This window comes from Streptomyces sp. NPDC001796, from assembly GCF_042892355.1.
In the GTDB taxonomy this organism is placed as follows: Bacteria; Actinomycetota; Actinomycetes; order Streptomycetales; family Streptomycetaceae; genus Streptomyces.
In genome coordinates, this window is sequence record NZ_JBIAUC010000007.1 from 215,778 (window position 1) to 235,605 (window position 19,828).

Genomic DNA, 19,828 nt, shown 5'->3' on the forward strand with positions numbered 1-19,828 from the left:
ACCGGACGAAGAGTGAAAAAAGGTTGCTTTGCAAGAGTCCCGCATGGCGTGTGTCACACGAAGAAAGTGCCGTGGTCACCCGTGTAAAGGTTTTCGTCACCTCGTTGTGCGAGCAGCCACCGTTTTTCTGGCCACCTCCGCCTTACTGGTTTTCGCGGTCGGGTCCTCGATCCACCGGTCCTGTCTTCGACCGCGGGCTTACGCCCGGTTCGGGTTCGAGGCAGGTTCCGGCGAGGAATGTGGTGAAGAGGTCGGGATGGGGCTGGGCGACGGTGAGCCGGCTCTGCTGCCGAGCGCGGCGTTTCACCCGGCGGCTCCTGCGGCCGGAGCGCGTCCGCCACCCGCGGGCGGCGCCGTCGCGGCTCAACCCGGTTGGGAATCCGGGAAGTTCGCTTCGCCTTGGGTCCCCGTCATGCCACAGACGGCCGACTCGCCGAACGGCGCATCGAAGATCAGTGATGACTCCACGTGTTCCCCCTCCATGGACCTGGTGTCACGCACACGCAGGGAGCCGTCAGGAATGGTCATTTCCCGAGTCGGACACTCGAAAGCCTGCACGTGGCAGATAAAGCTGATCGAGATGATCCTTGGCTTGCCGTATGCAGAAACGAGGGCGAGGAGAGCCGGCGCAAGCATCTCCAGCGCGATTCCATTCATCCTGCACGGAACGGCCGCAGAGGGATTGGGACACCCCTGCCGCCAGCGTGTGACCTGAACACGTTAACTCCCGGTTGTTCACCTGTCCAGCAAGGCGAAACGGACAACCACACCAAAAACAGACAAGAAAGTTGTAGAAATCTGGAATATCTGGGTGGCCGTGCTGGTCATTGTGAAGAAACGGTGAAGATGATGTACAAGAATAATGGGTTGCCTTGATCCCTGTAAAGATCAGGCAAGGAAATCCGTTCGCGCCTGATGAATCCTTCGGTGATTCCCGGATGTCGCAGCATTCGGACAACCGGGCCAGATCGGGAGGACCTGCCGGTCATTTATCTGTACTCCTTTGCTTGCACCGAAAAACTGTGTGAGGATCCCCTTTCGGTTGGCGCGCAGGAGAAGTGATGGGGGAAAAGTCACCGTGCGCCGATATGGAGCGGCCTGCACTCGAGCGGCACGGTCACAGCTGCCGAGGGCCGCAGGGCCGTACGCCCAGGGCGCCCGCCGCGATTGCCGCCTCGCCCTCCACCGGCCTCGACGAGATGTCCGCCCATCGGTGTCGCGTGCCGCCAGCCACTTCGCCCTGTCAGTCAGCACCTTGAGGACGACACACATATGCAGACAACTTTCTGGAGCAGACGGCGCCTCCTGACTGTGGCGGCTGCCACCGCGGCAGCGTCGGCGCTGCCGCTGACCAAGGCGCCCCGGGCCTTCGCCGACACGGGTGGCACCCCCGACATCCCCTCGCTCCCCGACACACCGCGGGCCAAGGCCGTCGCCGCGTGGCAGGGCGGCGGCAAGGCGACCAAGGCCGCGGCGGCCGCCGCGCTCGCCGGCACCGACGCGGACGTCGAGGCGTTCCTCACCACGGCGTTGCCGGCCGCCATCGCCGAGGACAACCGGGCCGCCGTCTTCAAGACGCTCTCTCTCGCCGGCAAGGGCACGACCGCCGAGATCTCCCGTGTGCTGGAGGCGGGGGACGCCGAGATCTCGGCCTTCCTCGCCGGTGGGTACAGGACGGCGCAGATGGAGGACATGCGGGTCCTCGCCCTCACGCTGAAGTCGTTGGGCGGCAGTGGCGTGCAGGCGGCCGCGGACACCGCCATCAACGACGGTTCCGGCGACGCGCTGCTGAAGTTCATCACCGACACCCAGTTCTCCGCGCGTCTGGAGGACGAGACCGTTGAGGTCTTCAAGATCCTCAAGGGTGCCGGGCCCGAGCTCACCAAGTACGCGCGGCGCGCCCTGGACGACGGCGGCGCCGACGCCATCCGCTGGTTCCTGGAGATCGGGCAGAACATCGCCCGGGCCCGGGACGACGAGGCCGCCACCATCGAGCAGCTCGTCGCGGTCACCGAACGGCAGTCCAAGCGCGCCCAGTTGTCGACGGAGAAGGCGAAGGAGGAGTCGGACAAGGCGAAGACGGCCGCCGCCGAGGCCAAGAAGGCCGCGCTGGAGGCCGCCGACGAGGCGCAGGCCGCCAAGGAGGACGTCGCCAAGTCCGCTGCCGCCGCCCGCAAGGCCGCGAGCGCCGCCAAGGGCGCGGCCAACGCCGCCTCCATCGCCATCTCCGCCTCGTACGCCGCCCAGACCGCGGCCCGCAAGGCCGCCTGGGCCGCGCACGCCGCGACGTCCGCCGCCGCCACGGCCGCATACGCCGCCTCCGCCGCGTACCAGGCCGCCATGGCCGCCTCCAAGGACGCGTCGAAGACGGCGGCCGCGAAGGACGCCGCGATCGCCGCCCGCAACGCCGCTGCCCAGGCGCGTACCGCCGCCAAGGCCGCCGACGCCGCCAAGATCGCCTCCGCCCAGTCGGTCGCGGCCGGCAACTCGGCTGCCGCCGCCGCCCGTGACTCCGCCGCCGCGGCGAACGCCTCGGCCACTGCCGCCACCGCTGCCGGCGCGGCCAACTCCGAGGCCGCCGCCGCGCGCGCCGCCGCCGCCGAAGCCGACGCCCAGGCCGCACGCGCCACCAGGGCCGCCTCCTCCGCGCAGTCCCTGGCCAACACCGCGGCGAACGCCGCCGGGGCCGCCCGCGACGCGGCCAACTCCGCGGCCGACCACGCGGAGAAGGCGGCCGCCGCGGCCGACGAGGCAGTCAAGTACGCGGGTCAGGCGCTCGACTTCGCCAACAAGTCCACCGCGTACGCCAATGACGCCCAGGCGGCGGCCGATGCCGCGGTCAAGGCCGTCCTGGACGCGAGGGACGTGGAGCAGAAGGCGCGCGACGCGGAGCAGGCCAAGCTCGACGAGTACACCGAGCAGGGCAAGGCCGACGCCGCCGCGCTCGCCGCGCTCGAGCAGCGGGACAACGAAGCGGCCCGCAACCAGCTGACCCAGCAGCAGGCCACGGACTCGGCCACGCTGGACCTGATCGCGGCGGCCGAGAAGGCGTTCAAGGACGGCGACCACCCGACCGCCGTCGGCCACGGCCGCAAGGCCTGCCTCGCTCTGCTGTCGTCGCACGGCACCTGGACCCGCGAAGCCGCGGCGTTCGCGCTCGCCGCCGGTGACGAGTCGATCCTGACCTGGATCGACACCGACCGGACCATCGCGCAGAAGCAGGACGACCGCGAGACCGTCCTCTTCCTGAGCACCGTCTCCACAGCCGGTGTGGCGGCCGCGGCACAGGCGGCCCTGGAGTCCACGGACGAGGCCGCGCCCACCGCCTTCCTCACCACCGGCGCGATCGAGGCGGCCAAGGAGGACCAGACTGCGGCGATCTTCCGGATCCTCGGCAACAACCCCGGCAACGCGGTCAGGCGGGCGGCGAACGACGCGCTCAACGACGGGTCGGCCAAGGCGGTGCACGAGTTCTTCACCGTCAAGTACGCGCCGGCCCAGGCCGAGGACGACAACGTGGCCGTCTTCTCGGCCATCGGCTCCGCGGGCCCGTACACCAAGATGATGGCGACCGTGGCGCTCGAGGGCCCGAGCTGGATGCGCCGCAACTTCGTCTCCACCGTCTACCAGCGGACGCTGCAGCTCGACGCGGACTCCGCCGCCCACATCGCGGCGATGCAGGCCTTGCTGGCGCACGCCGCAAAGCTGGCGCAGGACGCGACGACGAACGCGGCCCACGCGCAGAAGGTCGCGGCGGAGGCGCGCAAGGCGTCGGACGAGGCGCAGAAGTGGGCCACCGCCGCCACGAACTCCGCCGCCAAGGCGCAGACGTACAAGCAGCAGGCGCAGGCGAACGCGGACGCCGCGGAGAAGTCCGCGGCCGACGCCCAGGCCTCCGCCGACAAGGCGAAGAGCGCGGCGCTGGCCGCCCGGGGCGCCTCACGGCGCGCCAACTACTCGGCGAACCAGGCGACCGCCGCCGCGGCGGCGGCGACCATCTCCGCCAACAACGCGCAGGCTTCCGCCAATGCGGCCGCCGCGTCCGCGCTCCAGGCCGGAAAGGACGCAACGACGGCTGCGAAGGCCGCGTCCGAGGCGAAGCACATCGCCGCCACCAAGCGCAGGCAGGAGCAGATCGCGGCGGCCAAGGCGGCCGCGGAAGCGGCCGCGAAGGCCAAGCAGAACGGCGTCGATCAGGCGGACAACGCCGACAACGACGCGGCGAAGGAACCGTACAGGTTCCTGGGCGGCACGGCGAAGGACTGGAAGGGTGTCGCCGACACGCTCGGCACCATCTCCACGTACACGGGCTACGCCGCCGCCCTGTCGCTGCTGGTGCCCCCGCCGGCGGGCGAGGTCCTCTACGGCGTCTTCGGCGGCGTCTCCCTGATCACCGGTGTGGCCAGCACCGTCATCTACGGGTTCGCCGAGGGGCCGTTCTCCGCGGACTGCCTGAACTCGGCGTTCGGTGTGGCCGTGGGTGTCTTCACCACCGGCCTTCCGTGGGGCAAGTTCGGCGGGGTGATCGGCGACGCCCTCGGCCCGCTCGAACACGGCGCACTGTCCGTCGGCGCCCAGATCCAGCGCGTCGGTACGGCGGCCCTGTCACCGGCCACCGGTGCCATCGTCTCCGCCGGAAAGGCCGTGGGCGACGCGGTCAGTGACACCTGGCATGACCTGACGCCATGGTAAGAGCTCACGTCACCACAGACGGCTGGGTCCTCATCGCCGGCGCCGCCACCATCGTCCACCTGGTGGCGATGCGCTGGTGCATGCCCACCCCCAAGGCGAAACAGCGCGTGTCCGTGGCGCCCTTCGTCGGCCTGGTCCTCCTCGTGCCCGCGGCCGTGGTGAGGGGTTACTCCCTCTCCCACACGCTGTACTTGTACAGCTGCGTCCTGCTCGCGTTCGTCGTCATGCTGGTCCCGGTGCGGAAGCGGGTGATGGCCGACATCGTCGAGCAGCAGCGGAAGCCCTGGGAAAAGGTCCCGTTCAACGTGGTGAGCCTGTACTGGGTGGCCTTCTCGTTCACCGGCTGCGTCATCGCGACGGTCTGTCTGTGGCCGGTCCTCGAATAGCGTGACGCGGAGCGTAAAGGGCGGCGCACGCCCGTGGTCCGGGTGTGCGCCGCCTTCGGCGTCCGCGCGGCGGCCATCGCCCTTCAGTGTCCGCGGCCGCCGGCACGCCAGTGCCGGCGAGCCCGGCGGCCGCCGCGGCCCTGCAGTAAAAGCACTTGGTGGGGCGGCACTTGAGTCACTAGTCTGCAGGCAGCCGTGACACCGACCGAGGAGGTGAGACCCATGAAGGCTGTATCCGTGTGGGTGCTCCCCCTCGTCTTCACGGCCGGCGACTGACGTAGGTGTCGCCGGGAGCGCCTCGACAACAAGGCACTCCCGAAAGGCAACACCTATGTACTCTCACTCTCTGAAGTTCACCGCCGAGTCGTCGGCGAACGGTGTCCGAGAACGCGACTTCACCGTGGGCGAGATCCCCGGCGTGCTCTGGTCGCCGGCTTCCGGCGCCGATCGCGCTCCCCTGGTGCTGATGGGGCACGGTGGCGGCACGCACAAGAAGTGGCCGGCGATGACGGGCCGCGCACGCCTCCTCGTGACCGGTTGCGGCTTCCACGTCGCCTGCATCGACGCACCCGGTCACGGCGACCGGCCGCGCACGGCGCACGACGAGCAGGAGATCGCCGAGCTGTATCGGGCGAGGGCGGCGGGCGAGCCGGAAGGCCCGATCGTCGTCCGCTACAACGCCCACCTGGCCGCGCGCGCCGTGCCCGAGTGGCAGGCGACCCTGGAAGCCCTCCAGGAACTGCCGGAGATCGGCGCCGAAGGGCCGGTCGGCTACTACGGTCTGAACATGGGCACCGCGATCGGGGTGCCGTTGACCGCGATCGAACCCAGGATCAGCGCCGCGGTCTTCGGTCTCCACTGGCCCGACGCGCTGGCCGAGACGGCGAAGCAGATCACCATTCCCATAGAGTTCGCGCTCCAGTGGGACGACGAGCACATCCCGCGCGAGTCCGGTCTGGCGTTGTTCGACGCCTTCGCCTCCGAGGAGAAGACGTTGCACGCCAACACGGGCAGGCACAAGGAGCTGCCCAGGTTCGAGTCCGACAGCGCGGCGCGGTTCTTCGCACGGCACCTCGGCGGGGTCGTCACCTCACCGGCCTGACCCGGTGGGGGATCGGCGCCCGGCACCGACAGGGCCGGGCGCCGTCGGCCAGACGGCCGCTACCTCCGTACCCAGAGGCAGAAGGGATGCCCCGCCGGGTCGTACAGGACGCGTACGTCGTTCTGAGGTTGGAAGTCCGCCACCGTGGCGCCCAGCGCGCGGGCGTGTTCGACGGCTGTCGGCAGGTCGGTCACCTCGATGTCCAGGTGCATCATCATCTGCTGGTCGGACGGGGTGGAGGGCCAGCGCGGGCGCCTGTAGGACGGCTCAGTCTGGAACGACAGTCCGGCGGTGCCGTCGGGTGGCCCGATCTCGACCCAGCCCGGCTGTTCCTTCCGCACCGGCCAGCCGAGCAGGTCCTGGTAGAAGCGGGCGAGGTCGTGGGCGTCGCGCGCGTCCAGGGTGGTCGCGGAGAGTGTGAAACGTGGTTGCGGCTTCATGGGGTCCTGGTGCCCCGGTTTGTCGGCGGGAGACCGGCACGTCGACGTTCGGGCCGCTACTCCTGCGGTGGCGCCGGAGCGCGGTGACGCTCCGGTTGCCGCCCGGCGCCACGGCGGAACAACGCCGTCCAGAGGAAGGGTTCCCCGAAGTGCGGGGAGGCCGGTGGCTCGTCGTGCATGCGGCGCAGTTCGATCTCCTCCAGGTCGGAGAAGATCCGGCGCAGGGAGTCGGGAGTGTGGGCCCGGCCGCCCTTGAGGCCGCCCTCACGGTAGAAGTCGAAGTCGTCGAGCTCCGAGCCCATCGCGCCGGCCGCGAAGCGACCGCAGTGGGGAGCGCTGCCGAACACGGCCGTGAAGGGCCTGTGGGGTTACGCGTTCTCTTCGCCGTTGAGTCGGCGGAGCAGGCCGAGCAGTGTCTCCCGGTCCGCGGCCGGCAGGGCGGCGAAGCATTCGGCGAGTACGTCGTCGGCGACCTTGCCTCCCCTCACCAGGACCTGTTCGCCGGCGGGTGTCAGGTGGTGCTCGATGCGTCGGCCGCGGCCCGGGCGGCGTTCGATCAGGCCCTGGGCGGTCAGGCGGGTCGCGAGGGTGCCGAAGGCCTGTTCGGTCTGGAAGGTCGCAGCGGCGAGTTCGCGGGCCGACGCCCCGGGGGAGCGGCTGATCGCCCGAAGGGCGTCCCACTGGGCGAGCGTCGTCCCCACGGCCGCGAGCGCGCTGTCGAGCGCCCGGTGCTGCCGGTACTGGGCCTGCTTGACCGCCCTGCCGAGGACTTGAAGGTCGCCGAGGTCGCCGCGCGAGAAGTGCATGGCGCAAGTCTACGCCGCGACTAAGCTAGCTTAAATAAGCATCTTTAGTTACTGTGGCCGCATGCAGACAGAGACCACAGCGGTCGTCCACGACGACCTGCCCCTCACCTTGTCGGAAGCCGGCCACGGCAGGCCGGTCCTGATCCTGCACGGCGGTGGAGGCCCGGCCACGGTGGCCGGTCTGGCCGCGCGCCTCTCCGAGCGCGCGCACACCCTCACGCCCGTGCACCCCGGATGGGACGGCACCCACCGGCCCGGGTGGCTCACCGGCGTCGACGACCTGGCCCTCGCCTATCTGCACCTGCTGAGCGAACGGAAGCTGGACGACGTCCTCGTCGTCGGCTCCTCGCTCGGCGGCTGGATCGCCGCCGAGATGGCCGTGCGCGACACGGCCGGGATCATCAGCGGCCTCGTCCTGATCGACGCCGTGGGCGTGCGCATCGAGTCGGCACCGATCACCGACTTCTTCGCCCTCGACGCCCGCGGCGTCGCCGAGCACTCCTGGCACGACCCGGACCGCCACTACGTCGACCCGGCCGGCATTCCCTCCGACCAACTCGCCGTCCGCCAGGCCAATATGACCACCCTGCGCATCCTGGCCGGCGAGCCCTACATGCACGACCCCAAGCTGCTGCGCCGGTTGGGCCGTGTCCGGGTTCCCGCCCTCCTGGTCTGGGGCGAGAGCGACCGTATCGTCAGCCCCGCCTACGGCGCCGCGTACGCCGAGGCCTTCGGTGACGGTCGGCTCGAGGTCGTCCCGAAGGCGGGCCATCTGCCGCACATCGAGCAGCCGGACGTCACCTTCGCGCACATCGCCGCGCACATGGAGGGGCGGGCGCCGCTCGTCGTACACGAGTGACACCCGCTCCTCCGGGCCGCGCCTCCAGGCGTCAGCCGAACATGCCCGGCCGGTAGTCCCCCGCCGGCTGCCGGACGATGACGTTCACACGGTTGTAGGCGTTGATCAGGGCGATCAGGGACACGAGGGCCGCGAGCTGGTCCTCGTCGTAGTACTTGGCGGCGTTCGCCCATACCTCGTCGGTGACGCCACCGGCCGCGTCCGCGATGCGGGTGCCCTGCTCGGTCAGCTCCAGGGCGGCGCGCTCCGCGTCGGTGAAGACCGTGGCCTCCCGCCAGGCGGCGATCAGGTTGAGGCGGAGGGAGGTCTCCCCGGCGTGGGCGGCGTCCTTGGTGTGCATGTCGGTGCAGAAGCCGCAGCCGTTGATCTGGCTGGCTCGGATCTTCACCAGTTCCTGGGTCGCGGCCGGGAGGGCCGAGTCCGACACGGCCTTGCCCGCGGAGTTGATGTGCTTCAGGAACTTGGCCGCGGCCTGGTTGCCGAAGAGGTTGAGACGGGCGTCCATGGTGATCTCCCCATACCTTGCCGTGTCGACGGTTACGCAACAAGGACAGGGCGACCCGGCGCGGATGTGACACGCAGACGGGCCGGGTCGGTGTGATGTGCGTCACTTGCCCGTCTTCAGGGACGCACTGACGGTCGCGTGCAGGCGTTCCGGCTGGTCCAGCGTCGCTTCGGTCGTGAGGGAGCGGTCCCCGCCGCGGAGCGAGGAGCCGCGCCGCTGGGGGCGCGGCCCCTCGCTCCGCGGTCATGGGGGTGATCACATATGCGTGGGCGCCGGTGTCACACCGCCGGCGCCAGTTCCGCCTTTCCGAACAGCAATGCGTAACCGGAAGGGAGTTGGCGGAGCAGACGAGCCGTCAGGTCGTCGCCCACCAGGGCGGGCAGCGTGCTGAGGACCGCACTGACGTCCCAGCGCGCCGTCGCCGGTGTGGCGCCCTCGATACGGGTCGCCACCGCGTCCACGAACTCGGGCGCCGCAAGCGGCCGTGTCACCGGGATCTGCGAAGCGATCAGGCGCGCCGCTTCCTCGGGGAGGCGGCGGGCCAGTTCCACGCGCTCGTCGCCGATCACATGTCCGCCGAGGGCGGAGAGCACGATGCGGGTGATGCGCTCGGCCTCCTTGATGGTCGTGTACTGGCCGGATTCCTGCACCGCCTCGACCAGCCGGGACCAGTCGGGCCGGGTCGTCGCCTCCACCGCGCTCGGCGCGTCCAGGATTGCCGTATCGATCGCGCCCATCGTCGCCGCTCCGGTCGCCGCCGCTCTCGTCGTGGTCGTACTCATCGTGCGGGTACTCCTCCGTTTCGCTTCCCCACCCGGTCCCCTCCCGGGTACCCGGTTGCCGTCGCCCGTCCCGCGACGATTCGGACACAGGACGGGCGCTTTTTTGCCGGTGGACGTCAGCTGCTGAGCTGCTTGCGCTTGTCGCCGCCCGTGATCTGGATGCGGCGCGGCTTGGCCTCCTCGGCGACGGGGATGCGGAGGGTGAGGACGCCGGCGTCGTACGAGGCGTCGATGCGTTCCGTGTCCAGGGTGTCGCCCAGGAAGAGCTGGCGGGTGAAGGTTCCGGTGGGGCGCTCGGCCACGAGCATGTCGGCGCCTTCGGGGGCCGCGGAGCGGCGCTCGGCGCGGACGTTCAGCACGTGGCGTTCGACATCCAGGTCGATCGACTCGGGGTCGACGCCGGGGAGGTCGAAGTGGACGACGAGTTCGTCACCGGAACGGTATGCGTCCATCTGCATCGCCGCTGGACGTGCGGCGCCGCCGAAGACCTGCTGGGTGAGCCGGTCGAGCTCGCGGAACGGGTCGGTGCGCATGAGCATCACAGGTCACTCCCTTCCTGAGGTGCTGCTGTGCGATGCCCTTTACGACTTCTTATATAGCGCGGAGGCAGAAAGTTGACAAGCTCCGACTCAAGTTGCTGGGAGGGCGGTGTTTGCGCAGGTGAGGCGGGGCTTCGGGCCGGGCGTGACCGGCGCGTACGGGAAGGCGGTGGTGGCGCGCCGGGGCGTGCCCCCGCGCCGCGAAGCGCCCGCGCAGAGTTAGCCTCGATCGATCACACACACGCACCAGCAGGAGGCAGGCAGCGATGGCGAAGGTTCCCACAGCTCTGGTCGCCGCGAGCGGGCTCGTCGGCGGGTACGGGGTCGCCCGCTGGACCAGGAAGCGGCAGTTGGGCGGGGCCGTGCTGGCCGTCGCGGGCGCCGCGGCCGCGCAGCAGTGGCGGCGTCAGGCCGGGGGCGTGGCCGCCGGGGCGCTGACCGCCGCGTACGTGGCCGCGTTCGCCGGGTCGCACCCGCTGGCCAAGAAGGTGGGCGCGTGGCCGTCGGTGTTCGGGGTCGCCGGGGCCGTCGCGCTGGCGTCCTGGGCCGTGGCCGACCGGCGCGGCTAGGAGAGGCCGACGGGCCCGCTCGGCTCGGCTGAAAGGCACTGTTCCGCGCAGCCGCTCTGATCGGGAGGACAGGCCCTGGCCAAGTCCCGGACCCTCACAACGGATTGGTGAGCGTCAACTCCTCCGCCTCCTTCGCCCATTCCCCCCGGAACGCCCGCGCCACCCCCGCCGCGACCAGTACCCCGGCCGCGATCAGCAGCGTGAAGAAGCCCCAGGCCAGGGGCCACAGCGAGGCATCCGGGCCCGGGTGGGCGCGCAGGGAGACGTGCATCAGCGTGGCCGGGGGTGCCGCCACCAGCAGCAGGGGCCAGCCGAGGTCGTCCCAGTGGCCGAAGTAGGCCGCGAGGAGCAGCAGGGCCAGCGCGAGGAAGAGGACGCCGACGACCGTCACAGGGGTCGTCTCCTCGGGGGCGGTGGGGCGGTTGCGCAGGTCCCACGGCAGGCACAGGAGGTACGCCCCGGCCGCGAGCGCGGCGCCGAGCAGGCGGATCAGCCAGCGCTCGGGCCAGGGGCGCCTTCGCATGGGGCGGAACAGCTTCTCGGTCATACGTACGAGGGTGGCCGCGGAGCGGCGGGGTCGGGAGAGTACGGATACTCAGATCCCCACCGCTGCGCGGCCACCGGTGCCGCCTCCTACGCGTCGCCTGTGCGGCCCCTTACGGCGTCGCCTGTGCCCCTCGCGTCGTCGTCGCCGCCGTCAGCGGCCGGGCGATGTCCTCCAGCGAGCGCCGTTCCGCACGTACCGCGAGCAGGGCGGCGACCAGGCCCGCCGCGCACATCACCGCCGCGCCGATCTGGAAGGCGAGGACCGTGTCGGCGACCTTGCCGGTGCCGGTGAGGTCCGCGAACAGGATCGGGCCGGTGACACCGCCGGCCGCGGTGCCGATCGCGTAGAAGAAGGCGATGCACATGGCCCTGGTCTCCATCGGGAACACCTCGGAGACCGTCAGATAGGCGCTGGAGGCGCCCGCCGAGGCGAAGAACAGCACCGCGCACCAGCAGGCCGTCAGCGTGCCCGCGCCCAGCGAGCCCCGGTCGAACAGCCAGGCCGTGCCGAACAGCAGCACACCGGAGATCAGGTACGTCGAGGAGATCATCACCCGGCGGCCGACCGTGTCGAAGAGCTTGCCGAGCAGCAGCGGGCCCATGAAGTTGCCGATCGCGATGACGGCGAAGTAGTAGCCGGTGTGGTCGGCGGGCACGTCGAAGAACTTGGTCAGGATCGCGCCGAAGCCGAACGTGATCGCGTTGTAGAGGAACGCCTGGCCGATGAAGAGGGAGAAGCCCAGCACGGTGCGCCTGCGGTAGTCGTGGAAGACCGTGCGGGCGATGGTGCCGAAGCCGATGCTCTCGCGCTGGTGGATGGTGATGGTGCCCTCCGGCTCCGGAAGCCGCTCCCCCCGTTCCTCCTCGATCCGCCGTTCGATGCCGGAGACGACCTGTTCCGCCTCCTGTTCGCGGCCGTGGATCAGCAGCCAGCGCGGGCTTTCGGGGACGTGCCGCCGTACCAGCAGGATGACCAGGCCGAGTACGACGCCCAGGGCGAAGGTCAGCCGCCAGCCCACGTCCTTCGGCAGGATCGCGGTGTTCAGGGCGACGATCGACAGCAGCGCGCCGCCGACGGCGCCCACCCAGAAGCTGCCGTTGATGATCAGGTCGACCCGGCCGCGGAACTGCGCCGGGATCAGTTCGTCGATCGCGGAGTTGATGGCCGCGTACTCACCGCCGATGCCGAAGCCGGTCAGAAAGCGGAAGAGGAAGAACCACCAGGAGTTGAAGGACACCGCGGTCAGGGCGGTGGCGCCGAGGTAGACCGCGAGAGTGATCATGAAGAGTTTCTTGCGTCCGAACCGGTCGGTCAGACGGCCCCAGAACAGGGCGCCGGAGCAGGCACCCGCCACGTACAGGGCGGCCGCGAGACCGGTGACCTGGCTCGAGCTGATCGCGAGTCCGCTGCCCGGCTCGGACAGACGGCTGGCGATGTTGCCGACGACCGTGACCTCCAGGCCGTCGAGGATCCACACCGTGCCGAGGCCGATCACGATCGTCCAGTGCCAGCGTGACCAGGGCAGACGGTCGAGACGGGCGGGTATGGCGGTGGTGACCGTGCCAGGGCGTGGCGCGGTGATCGACATGGCTCCCTCCTCACGGGCGTCGGGGTGACGCCGCATGCGCCCCGGGTTCCCGCACCGGCGCCGGTTACGCTCCCAGCGCCCGCGACACCGTGTAGATCAGCAGCCCGGCCAGCGAACCCACCACCGTGCCGTTGATCCGGATGAACTGCAGGTCACGGCCGATGTGCGCCTCGATCTTGCGGGTGGTGTGGCCGGCGTCCCAGCTCGCGACCGTGTCCGTGATCAGGGAGGTGATCTCCCTGCGGTAGGTCGTCACGACGTGCACCGCGGCGCCCTCCACCCAGGAGTTCACCTTGCCCTGCGTCCTGGGCTCGGTGGCCATACGGGCGCCCAGCGACAGCAGCGACGCCCGCACCCGCAGCCGCAGCTCGCTGCGCTCGTCCTCCGCCGCCGAGACGATCATGGATCGTACGGCCGTCCAGGCGGAGGCGATCAGGTCCTGCACCTCGCCGCGGCCCAGCACCTCGCCCTTGAGCCGCTCCACGCGCGCCCGGGTGTCGGTGTCGGACTGCAGGTCGGAGGCGAAGTCGGCGAGGAACCGGTCGAGGGCGCCGCGCGCGGGGTGCGTGGGCGCGTCCCGCATCTCGGTGACGAAGCGGAGCAGCTCCTTGTAGACCCGCTCACCGACCTTCTTGTCCACGAAGCGGGGCGTCCAGCCGGGGGCGCCGCCCTGGACCGCGGCCATCACCTGGTCGTCGTGCAGGACGAGCCAGTCGTGGGCGCGGGCGCAGACCAGGTCGACGATCCGCCTGTGGCCGCCGTCCGCGACGACGCGCTCCAGCAGCTTGCCGAGCCCGGGCGCGATCTCCTGGGCGTCGGCGCGGCGGGTGATGGCCTCGCCGACCACCGCCTGCACGTCGGAGTCGCGCAGCACGGTCAGGGCCCCGCGCAGGGCCGTCGCCAGCTCGGCCGTCACCCGGTCGGCGTGCTCCGGCTCGGCGAGCCAGGCGCCCAGACGGCTCGCTATGCCGACGGCGCGCAGCCGCTGCCGTACGACCTCCTGGGACAGGAAGTTCTCCCCGACGAACTCGCCGAGGGAGACGCCGAGCTGGTCCTTCTTGTTCGGGATGATCGCCGTGTGCGGGATCGGCAGGCCGAGCGGATGACGGAAGAGGGCCGTGACCGCGAACCAGTCGGCGAGCGCGCCGACCATGCCCGCCTCGGCGGCCGCCGCCACATAGCCCGCCCAGGGCCCCGCGCCCGTGTTCTGCGCCCATCTGGCCAGCGCGTACACCACCGCGACCAGCAGCAGCAGCCCGGTCGCCGTGCCCTTCATCCGGCGTACGCCCCGGCGCTTCTCCTCGTCGGCAGGGCTGAAGGACGTCATCGCCCGGCCTGCGGCGACGCCCGGGCCGGACGGCTGCCGCACCGTCACCTCGTCGTCCGTCTTCGTCCGTTCCATCCACTCCACCCGTCCGCGTCCCCCGTACACATTGTCCCTTCCCGACCGACTCATGGAACGGAACAGGAGTTCCCGACGTCTTGTCCGGAGAGGGAAGATTCGGGGGCTTTCCATGGTTACGTCGGGGGTTTCCCCCAAGGGGCCGGCCCAGGGCCGCGCCGGTTCCTCTACGCCCCATGACGCATCATGAGAAATGATCAATACGGAGCTCCGGGCTCCGCTCCCCCTAGGAGACAACGCAACCGCGTGACCAGGAAACACGGTTATGCCCTGCTGGCGGCTGTCCTGACGATCGTTCTGACCGTCTCGGCCGCCATATACATCGGCGTCACGGCCGGTGACGGCGGCCGCCGTGGCACGCTCGTCGCCGACCACCCCACCCCGCCGAACGCCGCCGAACCCGCCTCCACCGGCATCTGGGTGGGCGCCTGGGCGGCCTCGCCGTCCGGGGCCGAGCCCGGCACCCGGGCGACCGGCATGGCGGGCAGGTCCGTCCGCAACGTCGTACACGTCGGCGTCGGCGGGACGAGTGCCCGCATCACGCTGTCCAATCTCCACGGCGGACAGCCGCTGAGCATCACGCACGCCTCGATCGCCCTCGCCGCCGCGGACGACACCGCCCGGGCGGCCGACGGCAGCATGCGCCGGCTCACCTTCGGCGGCCTCCCCTCGGTCGTCATCGCGCCCGGTGGCCAGGTGGTCAGCGACGCCGTACGGATCGTCGTCCCGCGCGACGCGGACGTGCTGGTGACCACCTACTCCCCCACCCCGTCCGGCCCGGTCACCTACCACCGGCACGCCCGGCAGGTCTCCTACGCCGCCCAGGGGGACCGCACCGAGGGCACCAGCGGCGCCCCCTTCACCGTCCCGACCCTCTCCTGGCGCTATCTGACCGCGGTCGACCTGCTCAGCAACGAGGCGACGGGCACCGTCGTCGCGCTCGGGGACTCGATCACCGACGGCATCACCTCCACCGTGGGAGCCGACCGCCGCTGGACGGACGTGCTGTCCGAGCGGCTGCGCCAGGCAGCCGGATCGGGTGGCGTGCCCCGCTACAGCGTGGTCAACGAGGGCATCAGCGGCAACGAGGTCCTGGCGGGCGGCGGGGGCCGGCCGGCCGACAACCCGAGCGGTCTGAGCCGCTTCGGCCGCGACGTGCTGGGGCGCACGAACGTCAAGGTCGTCGTCATCGACCTCGGCGTCAACGACATCCTGCACAACCCCGGCCGGGCCGACCCGGACCGGATCACCACGGGGCTGCGCACCCTCGTCCAGGAGGCCCACGCACGCGGCCTGAGGGTCGTCGGCGCGACCCTGATGCCGTTCAAGGGCCACCACGTCTACCGGGCCGACCGGGAGCGGGTGCGCCAGGCCGTCAACGCGCGGATCCGCTCGGGCACCGTGTTCGACGCGGTCGTCGATTTCGACCGGGCGCTGCGCGACCCCTACGACCCGCGCCGGCTGCGCTCCGACTACGACTCGGGCGACCACCTCCACCCCAGCGACAAGGGGTTCCGGAGGATGGCGGAGGCCGTCGACCTGACCTCGCTCAAGGGCGCCGCGCCCGCCGAGCTGTAACCCGGCTCACCGAGCCGCGATCCCGCTCACCAGCCGCCGTGACGGCGCCGGTCGCGTTCCTCGCGCCGCGCCTCACGGCGCTCACGGTGCCCCTCGCTCCGCTCCTCAGGCCACTCGCACCGGGAGCTGGGGCCCAAACGCCTCCGGGTACGAAGCGCCCGGATCCGGCGCGCCCCGCGCTGCGGCACTCACCCGACGCCCGCGCGGGCGTAACCGCTCACCAGCCGCCGTGACGGCGCCGGTCGCGTTCCTCGCGCCGCGCCTCACGGCGCTCGCGGTGCTCCTCCCGCCGCTCCTCGCGGCGTTCGCGCATCCAGTCGCGGTGCTCCTCGAGCGCCCTGTGGGCGTCGAGCAGGCCCTCCAGGCCTTCACGGGGGGAGTTCTCCAGTTCCCCGCGACCGGCCTTGCGCTCCAGCTTCTCCTGGCGCCGCCGTTCCTTCAGCCGCTGCCGCTCGGCCTTGGTCAGCTTGCGCTCGACGCCGACCCCGCCCCAGAAGGCGAACCCGGTGACGACCACGCGCGGCGCGCCCGGCTCCCCCGGCACGCCCTCCTCACGGTGGTCGAAGCCGCCCATGATGCCGATGCCGCGCACGACCACCTCGACGCCGGGCGGCACGATGACGTTCATCCCGCCCATGATCGCGACGCAGTTGATCTCGACCTCGCGGTCCGCGAAGTCCGCCTCCCTGAGGTCGATCTCACCGCCGCCCCAGAAGGCGAAGCAGTTGAACCGCCTGGGCACCCGCCAGCGGCCCTTGCGCTGGAACCCGGACATCACGGCGACCGCCCACGTGGACGACCCCTCCCCACCGGTGATCCGCTCGGCCCAACGGCCGCTCTGCACCGGTTCCTTGGTCAGGGACACGGCCGGCGGCGTGGCACCCGCAACCGGCAGGTCCCTGGTGATCGGCGCCAGTTCGCGGTACGTCCGCGCCTTGTACGTCGCCTCCAGCCGCTCCTCGAACTCCTCCATGTCGAGACGGCCCTCCGCGAGGGCGTCCCTGAGGACCTCGGCGACTCGTTCACGATCGGCGTCGGAGGCGCGCAGATCCGGATCCGGGACCGGGGTGTGCGGCGCCGGCCGCTGCTCGTCGCTTCCCCCGTGAGACACAGCGTCGGTCATGGGCGTCAGCCTACGAGTTCGCGGCGTCCCGGACCACGCCGCGGCCCTCACCGGACTCCTCGGTGTGCTTCTCCGCGTGCACCTCGGTCCGCTTCTCCGCGTGCCTCTCCGCGTGCTTCTCCGCGTACATCTTCGCGATCACCGCCTCGATGTCCGGCTCCCGCACCGACAGGTCCACCAGCGGGTACTCCGCCGCGACCCGCGCCACCAGCGGCGCCGCCGACTGTGACGCCGGGAACGCGAGCCACTGCCGCGGCCCCTCCACCCGCACCACGCGCGCGGGGGGCGCCTGGATCGGCGGCAGCTCCCGCTCCAGGTCGACCACCAGGGTGCGTTCGCTGTCGCCGACCTCGTGCAGCCCGGCGAGCGGGCCGTCGTACATCAGGCGGCCGTGGTCGATGACCATCACCCGGGAGCACAACTGCTCGATGTCCTGCAGGTCGTGCGTGGTCAGCAGCACCGTCGTACCGCGCTCGGCGTTCACCTCCCGCAGGAACTCCCGCACCTTCACCTTGGAGATGACGTCCAGCCCGATCGTCGGCTCGTCCAGGTACAGCACCTCGGGGTCGTGCAGCAGCGCCGCCGCGATGTCGCCGCGCATCCGCTGGCCCAGCGACAGTTGCCGCACCGGCACGTCCAGCAGCGCGCCGAGCTCGAGCAGTTCGACCAGGCGGCCGAGGTTCTCGCGGTAACGGGCGTCCGGGATGCGGTACATGCGGTGCATCAGCCGGTAGGAGTCGATCAGCGGCAGGTCCCACCACAGGGTCGTACGCTGCCCGAAGACCACGCCGATGCGCTGCGCGAGCCGGGTCCGCTCCCGGGAGGGGTCGATGCCGGCGACCCGCAGCCGGCCGCCGCTCGGGGTCAGGATCCCGGTCAGCATCTTGATCGTGGTGGACTTCCCGGCGCCGTTCGGCCCGATGTAGCCGACCATCTCGCCGCGCGCCACGGTGAAGGAGATCGAGTCCACGGCCCGCACCTGCCGCCGCTCGCTCTTGAGGAACCCGGTCCTCTTGCGCACGTCGAAGACCTTCTCGACCCGGTCGAGTTCGATGAACCGGCCGTCCTCGCGCCGGCCGTCGCGGTCGGGGCCGCCGTCCACGCTGTCCATGAGTTGTCCCTCAGCTCCCCGTACTCCGGTACGAACGCAGTCCCGCCCGCCACGCCACCCCCGCCAGCCCGCAGCAGCCCGCCGCGACCAGCGGCGGGGCGAAGGCCACCCAGGACGGCAGGTCGAGCGGATAGGGCCGCCCCAGCACGTACAGCGCGGGCAGCCAGTTGACGAAGGCGAGCGGCAGCACGAACGTCACTCCGCGCAGCAACTCCTTCGCGAACACGGTGGGCGGGTACTGCAACAGCGTCTGCCCGCCGTAGGTGAAGGAGTTCTGCACCTCGGAGGCGTCCTGCGCGACGAACTGGAACGCCGCGCCCGCCACGAACAACGCGCAGAAGATCCCGGCGCCGCTCGCCAGCGCCAGCGGGACCATCAGCACCTTCAGTGGAGTCCAGGAGACGTTCAGGGCGGCGACGGCGTACCCGAGGACGAGCACCCCCTGGGTGACCCGGCCGAGGCGGCGCAGCCCGAAGCGGTCCGCGGCGACCTGCGCCAGCACCGGCACCGGGCGCACCAGCAGCGTGTCCAGCGTGCCGTCGCGCACCCGCCGCCCCAGCCGGTCCATCGAGCCGAGCGCGAGGTCGGCGAAACCGAACGCGGTCGCGGACAGGCCGTACAGGAACGCGACCTCCGGCAGGCTGTAGCCGCCCAGCGTGTCGATCCGCGAGAACATCAGCATGATCGCGACGAAGTCCAGCGCGGTGCCGACGAAGTTGCCGACCGTGGTCATCGCGAAGGAGGCACGGTAGGCCATCGTGGAGCGGATCCACATGGCGGTGATCAGACGGTAGGCGCGCAGCCCCTCGCGCACCCGGCCGTACGTCCTCCCCTCCCCGTACGCCTCCGTGCGCTCCCGGTCCGACGAGCGGCGCAGATGCCCTTCAGCCACCCTGGACCACCACCCGCCGGGTCGCCGCCGACTGCACCAGCCGCCCCGCGGCCAGCAGCACCACCGCCCAGGCGCCCTGGAAGGCATAGGTGGGCAGGGGATCCGCCGTGCCGAGCAGCACGTCCAGGGGGGCCTGGAGCAGCGCCGACCAGGGCAGCACGCGGACGATCTCGCCGAGCGCGCCGGGGAAGACGTTCAGCGGCAGCAGCATGCCCGAGCAGAAGACCGCCAGCAGCCAGGACAACTGGGCCACCCCCGCCCCGTCCAGCAGCCAGAACGCGCAGAGCGCCACGACGAACCGGATCGCGAAGCTCACCACCACCCCGAACCCGACCGCGACCAGGAAGGCCAGCCAGGTCAGCGGGCTCGTGGGCAGCGCGAGCGGGAACAGCAGCGCGCCCACCACCAGTGGCACCACGCCCCGGCCGAGCAGGTGGAAAAGCGCCCGCCCCGCGTCCGCGGCCAGCCACCACAGCTGAAGGTCGGCGGGCCGGTACAGGTCGATGGCGATGTCGCCGGTGCGGATGCGTTCGATCAGCTCGTCCTCGAAACCGCCGCCCATCACCGAGACCGTCATCAGCAGCGCCTGACCCGTCCACACGTACGTCAGCGCCTGGCCCTCGTCGTAACCCCCCAGGTGCGGCCTTTCGTGCCACAGGGCCAGATAGGTGTATGCCAAGATCAATCCGAAGACTGTGTTGGTGAACACCCCCGCCGCGGTCGCGGTCCGATAGGTCGCGTACCTCCGGAAACCACCGGCGGCGACAGCGGCGTACAACCGCCCTGCCCCCACGGAAGTCCTCCCTTCGACGCGTTCCGGGCGAAGCGCAGGAGCCTAGCGCGCGGACGAAGTGGCGCACCACACGTTTTCCCGCACGGAACGTCCCTCGTGCCGGGAACTGGAACG

The 19,828-nt window shown here is 71.0% G+C and carries 18 protein-coding genes and 1 pseudogene; 6 read left to right on the top strand and 13 right to left on the bottom strand.

All coding sequences use genetic code 11. From position 1 onward, the window contains the following. Positions 1-1,272: 1,272 nt before the first annotated feature. The 3 genes from ACFYZE_RS17245 to ACFYZE_RS17255 all read left to right on the top strand — a co-directional run bounded on the left by ACFYZE_RS17245 (position 1,273) and on the right by ACFYZE_RS17255 (position 6,180). On the top strand, positions 1,273-4,692 hold the full coding sequence (locus ACFYZE_RS17245; protein ID WP_388993999.1) for an ALF repeat-containing protein: 3,420 nt from the start codon (positions 1,273-1,275) through the stop codon (positions 4,690-4,692). Further along, a complete protein-coding gene (locus ACFYZE_RS17250) occupies positions 4,686-5,078 on the top strand; it encodes a hypothetical protein (protein ID WP_388994003.1) in 393 nt (130 codons plus the stop codon). Before ACFYZE_RS17245 ends, ACFYZE_RS17250 begins: the two co-directional genes overlap by 7 nt. Positions 5,079-5,409: 331 nt before the next feature. Then, positions 5,410-6,180, top strand: a complete 771-nt coding sequence (locus ACFYZE_RS17255; protein WP_388994005.1) for an alpha/beta hydrolase — start codon at positions 5,410-5,412, stop codon at positions 6,178-6,180. A 59-nt stretch (positions 6,181-6,239) separates the two neighbouring features. Here the strand turns inward: ACFYZE_RS17255 and ACFYZE_RS17260 are convergent, their stop codons facing one another. The 3 genes and pseudogenes from ACFYZE_RS17260 to ACFYZE_RS17270 form a co-directional block, all read right to left on the bottom strand. Then, positions 6,240-6,620 (bottom strand): VOC family protein, encoded by a 381-nt coding sequence (locus ACFYZE_RS17260; RefSeq protein WP_388994008.1) that lies wholly within the window; start codon positions 6,618-6,620, stop codon positions 6,240-6,242. 56 nt (positions 6,621-6,676) lie between these two features. Continuing rightward, positions 6,677-6,937: pseudogene (locus ACFYZE_RS17265) on the bottom strand (SAM-dependent methyltransferase); the annotation flags it as partial. A 51-nt stretch (positions 6,938-6,988) separates the two neighbouring features. Further along, the gene (locus ACFYZE_RS17270; RefSeq protein ID WP_388994011.1) at positions 6,989-7,426 is read right to left on the bottom strand and encodes a MarR family winged helix-turn-helix transcriptional regulator; all 438 of its coding nucleotides are present in this window, start codon (positions 7,424-7,426) and stop codon (positions 6,989-6,991) included. A 61-nt stretch (positions 7,427-7,487) separates the two neighbouring features. Between ACFYZE_RS17270 and ACFYZE_RS17275 the strand changes: the two genes are divergently transcribed. Continuing rightward, positions 7,488-8,285, top strand: a complete 798-nt coding sequence (locus ACFYZE_RS17275; RefSeq protein WP_388994014.1) for an alpha/beta fold hydrolase — start codon at positions 7,488-7,490, stop codon at positions 8,283-8,285. Between the two features lie 31 nt (positions 8,286-8,316). Here the strand turns inward: ACFYZE_RS17275 and ACFYZE_RS17280 are convergent, their stop codons facing one another. The 3 genes from ACFYZE_RS17280 to ACFYZE_RS17290 all read right to left on the bottom strand — a co-directional run bounded on the left by ACFYZE_RS17280 (position 8,317) and on the right by ACFYZE_RS17290 (position 10,111). Then, positions 8,317-8,790, bottom strand: a complete 474-nt coding sequence (locus ACFYZE_RS17280) for a carboxymuconolactone decarboxylase family protein (RefSeq protein ID WP_388994017.1) — start codon at positions 8,788-8,790, stop codon at positions 8,317-8,319. A 278-nt stretch (positions 8,791-9,068) separates the two neighbouring features. After that, a complete protein-coding gene (locus tag ACFYZE_RS17285) occupies positions 9,069-9,527 on the bottom strand; it encodes a DUF2267 domain-containing protein (RefSeq protein WP_388994402.1) in 459 nt (152 codons plus the stop codon). Between the two features lie 161 nt (positions 9,528-9,688). Further along, the gene (locus ACFYZE_RS17290; protein WP_388994020.1) at positions 9,689-10,111 is read right to left on the bottom strand and encodes an Hsp20/alpha crystallin family protein; all 423 of its coding nucleotides are present in this window, start codon (positions 10,109-10,111) and stop codon (positions 9,689-9,691) included. Between the two features lie 266 nt (positions 10,112-10,377). Here ACFYZE_RS17290 and ACFYZE_RS17295 point away from each other — a divergent pair, with 266 nt between their 5' ends. Beyond that, positions 10,378-10,680, top strand: coding sequence for a hypothetical protein (locus tag ACFYZE_RS17295; RefSeq protein ID WP_103844300.1), 303 nt, complete (start codon positions 10,378-10,380; stop codon positions 10,678-10,680). A gap of 94 nt (positions 10,681-10,774) precedes the next feature. On the opposite strand, the gene ACFYZE_RS17300 is transcribed toward ACFYZE_RS17295, so the two are convergent. The 3 genes from ACFYZE_RS17300 to ACFYZE_RS17310 form a co-directional block, all read right to left on the bottom strand. Continuing rightward, positions 10,775-11,227: a hypothetical protein gene (locus ACFYZE_RS17300; protein WP_388994023.1), complete on the bottom strand. Its 453-nt coding sequence runs from the start codon at positions 11,225-11,227 to the stop codon at positions 10,775-10,777. Between the two features lie 109 nt (positions 11,228-11,336). Next, positions 11,337-12,815 (bottom strand): MFS transporter, encoded by a 1,479-nt coding sequence (locus ACFYZE_RS17305; RefSeq protein ID WP_388994026.1) that lies wholly within the window; start codon positions 12,813-12,815, stop codon positions 11,337-11,339. A 64-nt stretch (positions 12,816-12,879) separates the two neighbouring features. Next, the gene (locus tag ACFYZE_RS17310; protein ID WP_388994028.1) at positions 12,880-14,217 is read right to left on the bottom strand and encodes a DUF445 domain-containing protein; all 1,338 of its coding nucleotides are present in this window, start codon (positions 14,215-14,217) and stop codon (positions 12,880-12,882) included. A gap of 246 nt (positions 14,218-14,463) precedes the next feature. Between ACFYZE_RS17310 and ACFYZE_RS17315 the strand changes: the two genes are divergently transcribed. Beyond that, the gene (locus ACFYZE_RS17315; RefSeq protein WP_388994030.1) at positions 14,464-15,795 is read left to right on the top strand and encodes an SGNH/GDSL hydrolase family protein; all 1,332 of its coding nucleotides are present in this window, start codon (positions 14,464-14,466) and stop codon (positions 15,793-15,795) included. 217 nt (positions 15,796-16,012) lie between these two features. Here ACFYZE_RS17315 and ACFYZE_RS17320 read toward each other — a convergent pair whose 3' ends face one another. The 4 genes from ACFYZE_RS17320 to ACFYZE_RS17335 are packed head-to-tail and all read right to left on the bottom strand — an operon-like array spanning position 16,013 to position 19,714. Beyond that, on the bottom strand, positions 16,013-16,918 hold the full coding sequence (locus tag ACFYZE_RS17320; protein ID WP_388994032.1) for a DUF1707 domain-containing protein: 906 nt from the start codon (positions 16,916-16,918) through the stop codon (positions 16,013-16,015). A gap of 10 nt (positions 16,919-16,928) precedes the next feature. After that, positions 16,929-18,029 carry an ATP-binding cassette domain-containing protein gene (locus tag ACFYZE_RS17325; protein WP_388994035.1) on the bottom strand — a complete coding sequence of 367 codons (1,101 nt, stop codon included), beginning with the start codon at positions 18,027-18,029 and terminating at the stop codon, positions 16,929-16,931. 10 nt (positions 18,030-18,039) lie between these two features. Beyond that, positions 18,040-18,921, bottom strand: a complete 882-nt coding sequence (locus ACFYZE_RS17330) for an ABC transporter permease (RefSeq protein WP_388994038.1) — start codon at positions 18,919-18,921, stop codon at positions 18,040-18,042. Further along, positions 18,914-19,714, bottom strand: a complete 801-nt coding sequence (locus ACFYZE_RS17335; RefSeq protein ID WP_388994040.1) for an ABC transporter permease — start codon at positions 19,712-19,714, stop codon at positions 18,914-18,916. The genes ACFYZE_RS17330 and ACFYZE_RS17335 overlap by 8 nt, the downstream gene beginning before the upstream one ends. Positions 19,715-19,828 lie beyond the last annotated feature (114 nt).

Excerpts from the sequence above, each read along its gene's own strand:
- ACFYZE_RS17285 (WP_388994402.1), bottom strand. The coding sequence starts at position 9,527 with ATGGGCGCGATCGATACGGCAATCCTGGACGCGCCGAGCGCGGTGGAG.
- ACFYZE_RS17295 (WP_103844300.1), top strand. The coding sequence starts at position 10,378 with ATGGCGAAGGTTCCCACAGCTCTGGTCGCCGCGAGCGGGCTCGTCGGC.
- ACFYZE_RS17255 (WP_388994005.1), top strand. The coding sequence starts at position 5,410 with ATGTACTCTCACTCTCTGAAGTTCACCGCCGAGTCGTCGGCGAACGGT.
- ACFYZE_RS17250 (WP_388994003.1), top strand. The coding sequence starts at position 4,686 with ATGGTAAGAGCTCACGTCACCACAGACGGCTGGGTCCTCATCGCCGGC.
- ACFYZE_RS17280 (WP_388994017.1), bottom strand. The coding sequence starts at position 8,790 with ATGGACGCCCGTCTCAACCTCTTCGGCAACCAGGCCGCGGCCAAGTTC.
- ACFYZE_RS17320 (WP_388994032.1), bottom strand. The coding sequence starts at position 16,918 with ATGACCGACGCTGTGTCTCACGGGGGAAGCGACGAGCAGCGGCCGGCG.
- ACFYZE_RS17290 (WP_388994020.1), bottom strand. The coding sequence starts at position 10,111 with ATGCTCATGCGCACCGACCCGTTCCGCGAGCTCGACCGGCTCACCCAG.
- ACFYZE_RS17310 (WP_388994028.1), bottom strand. The coding sequence starts at position 14,217 with ATGGAACGGACGAAGACGGACGACGAGGTGACGGTGCGGCAGCCGTCC.
- ACFYZE_RS17305 (WP_388994026.1), bottom strand. The coding sequence starts at position 12,815 with ATGTCGATCACCGCGCCACGCCCTGGCACGGTCACCACCGCCATACCC.
- ACFYZE_RS17275 (WP_388994014.1), top strand. The coding sequence starts at position 7,488 with ATGCAGACAGAGACCACAGCGGTCGTCCACGACGACCTGCCCCTCACC.
- ACFYZE_RS17260 (WP_388994008.1), bottom strand. The coding sequence starts at position 6,620 with ATGAAGCCGCAACCACGTTTCACACTCTCCGCGACCACCCTGGACGCG.
- ACFYZE_RS17245 (WP_388993999.1), top strand. The coding sequence starts at position 1,273 with ATGCAGACAACTTTCTGGAGCAGACGGCGCCTCCTGACTGTGGCGGCT.
- ACFYZE_RS17300 (WP_388994023.1), bottom strand. The coding sequence starts at position 11,227 with ATGACCGAGAAGCTGTTCCGCCCCATGCGAAGGCGCCCCTGGCCCGAG.
- ACFYZE_RS17325 (WP_388994035.1), bottom strand. The coding sequence starts at position 18,029 with ATGGACAGCGTGGACGGCGGCCCCGACCGCGACGGCCGGCGCGAGGAC.
- ACFYZE_RS17270 (WP_388994011.1), bottom strand. The coding sequence starts at position 7,426 with ATGCACTTCTCGCGCGGCGACCTCGGCGACCTTCAAGTCCTCGGCAGG.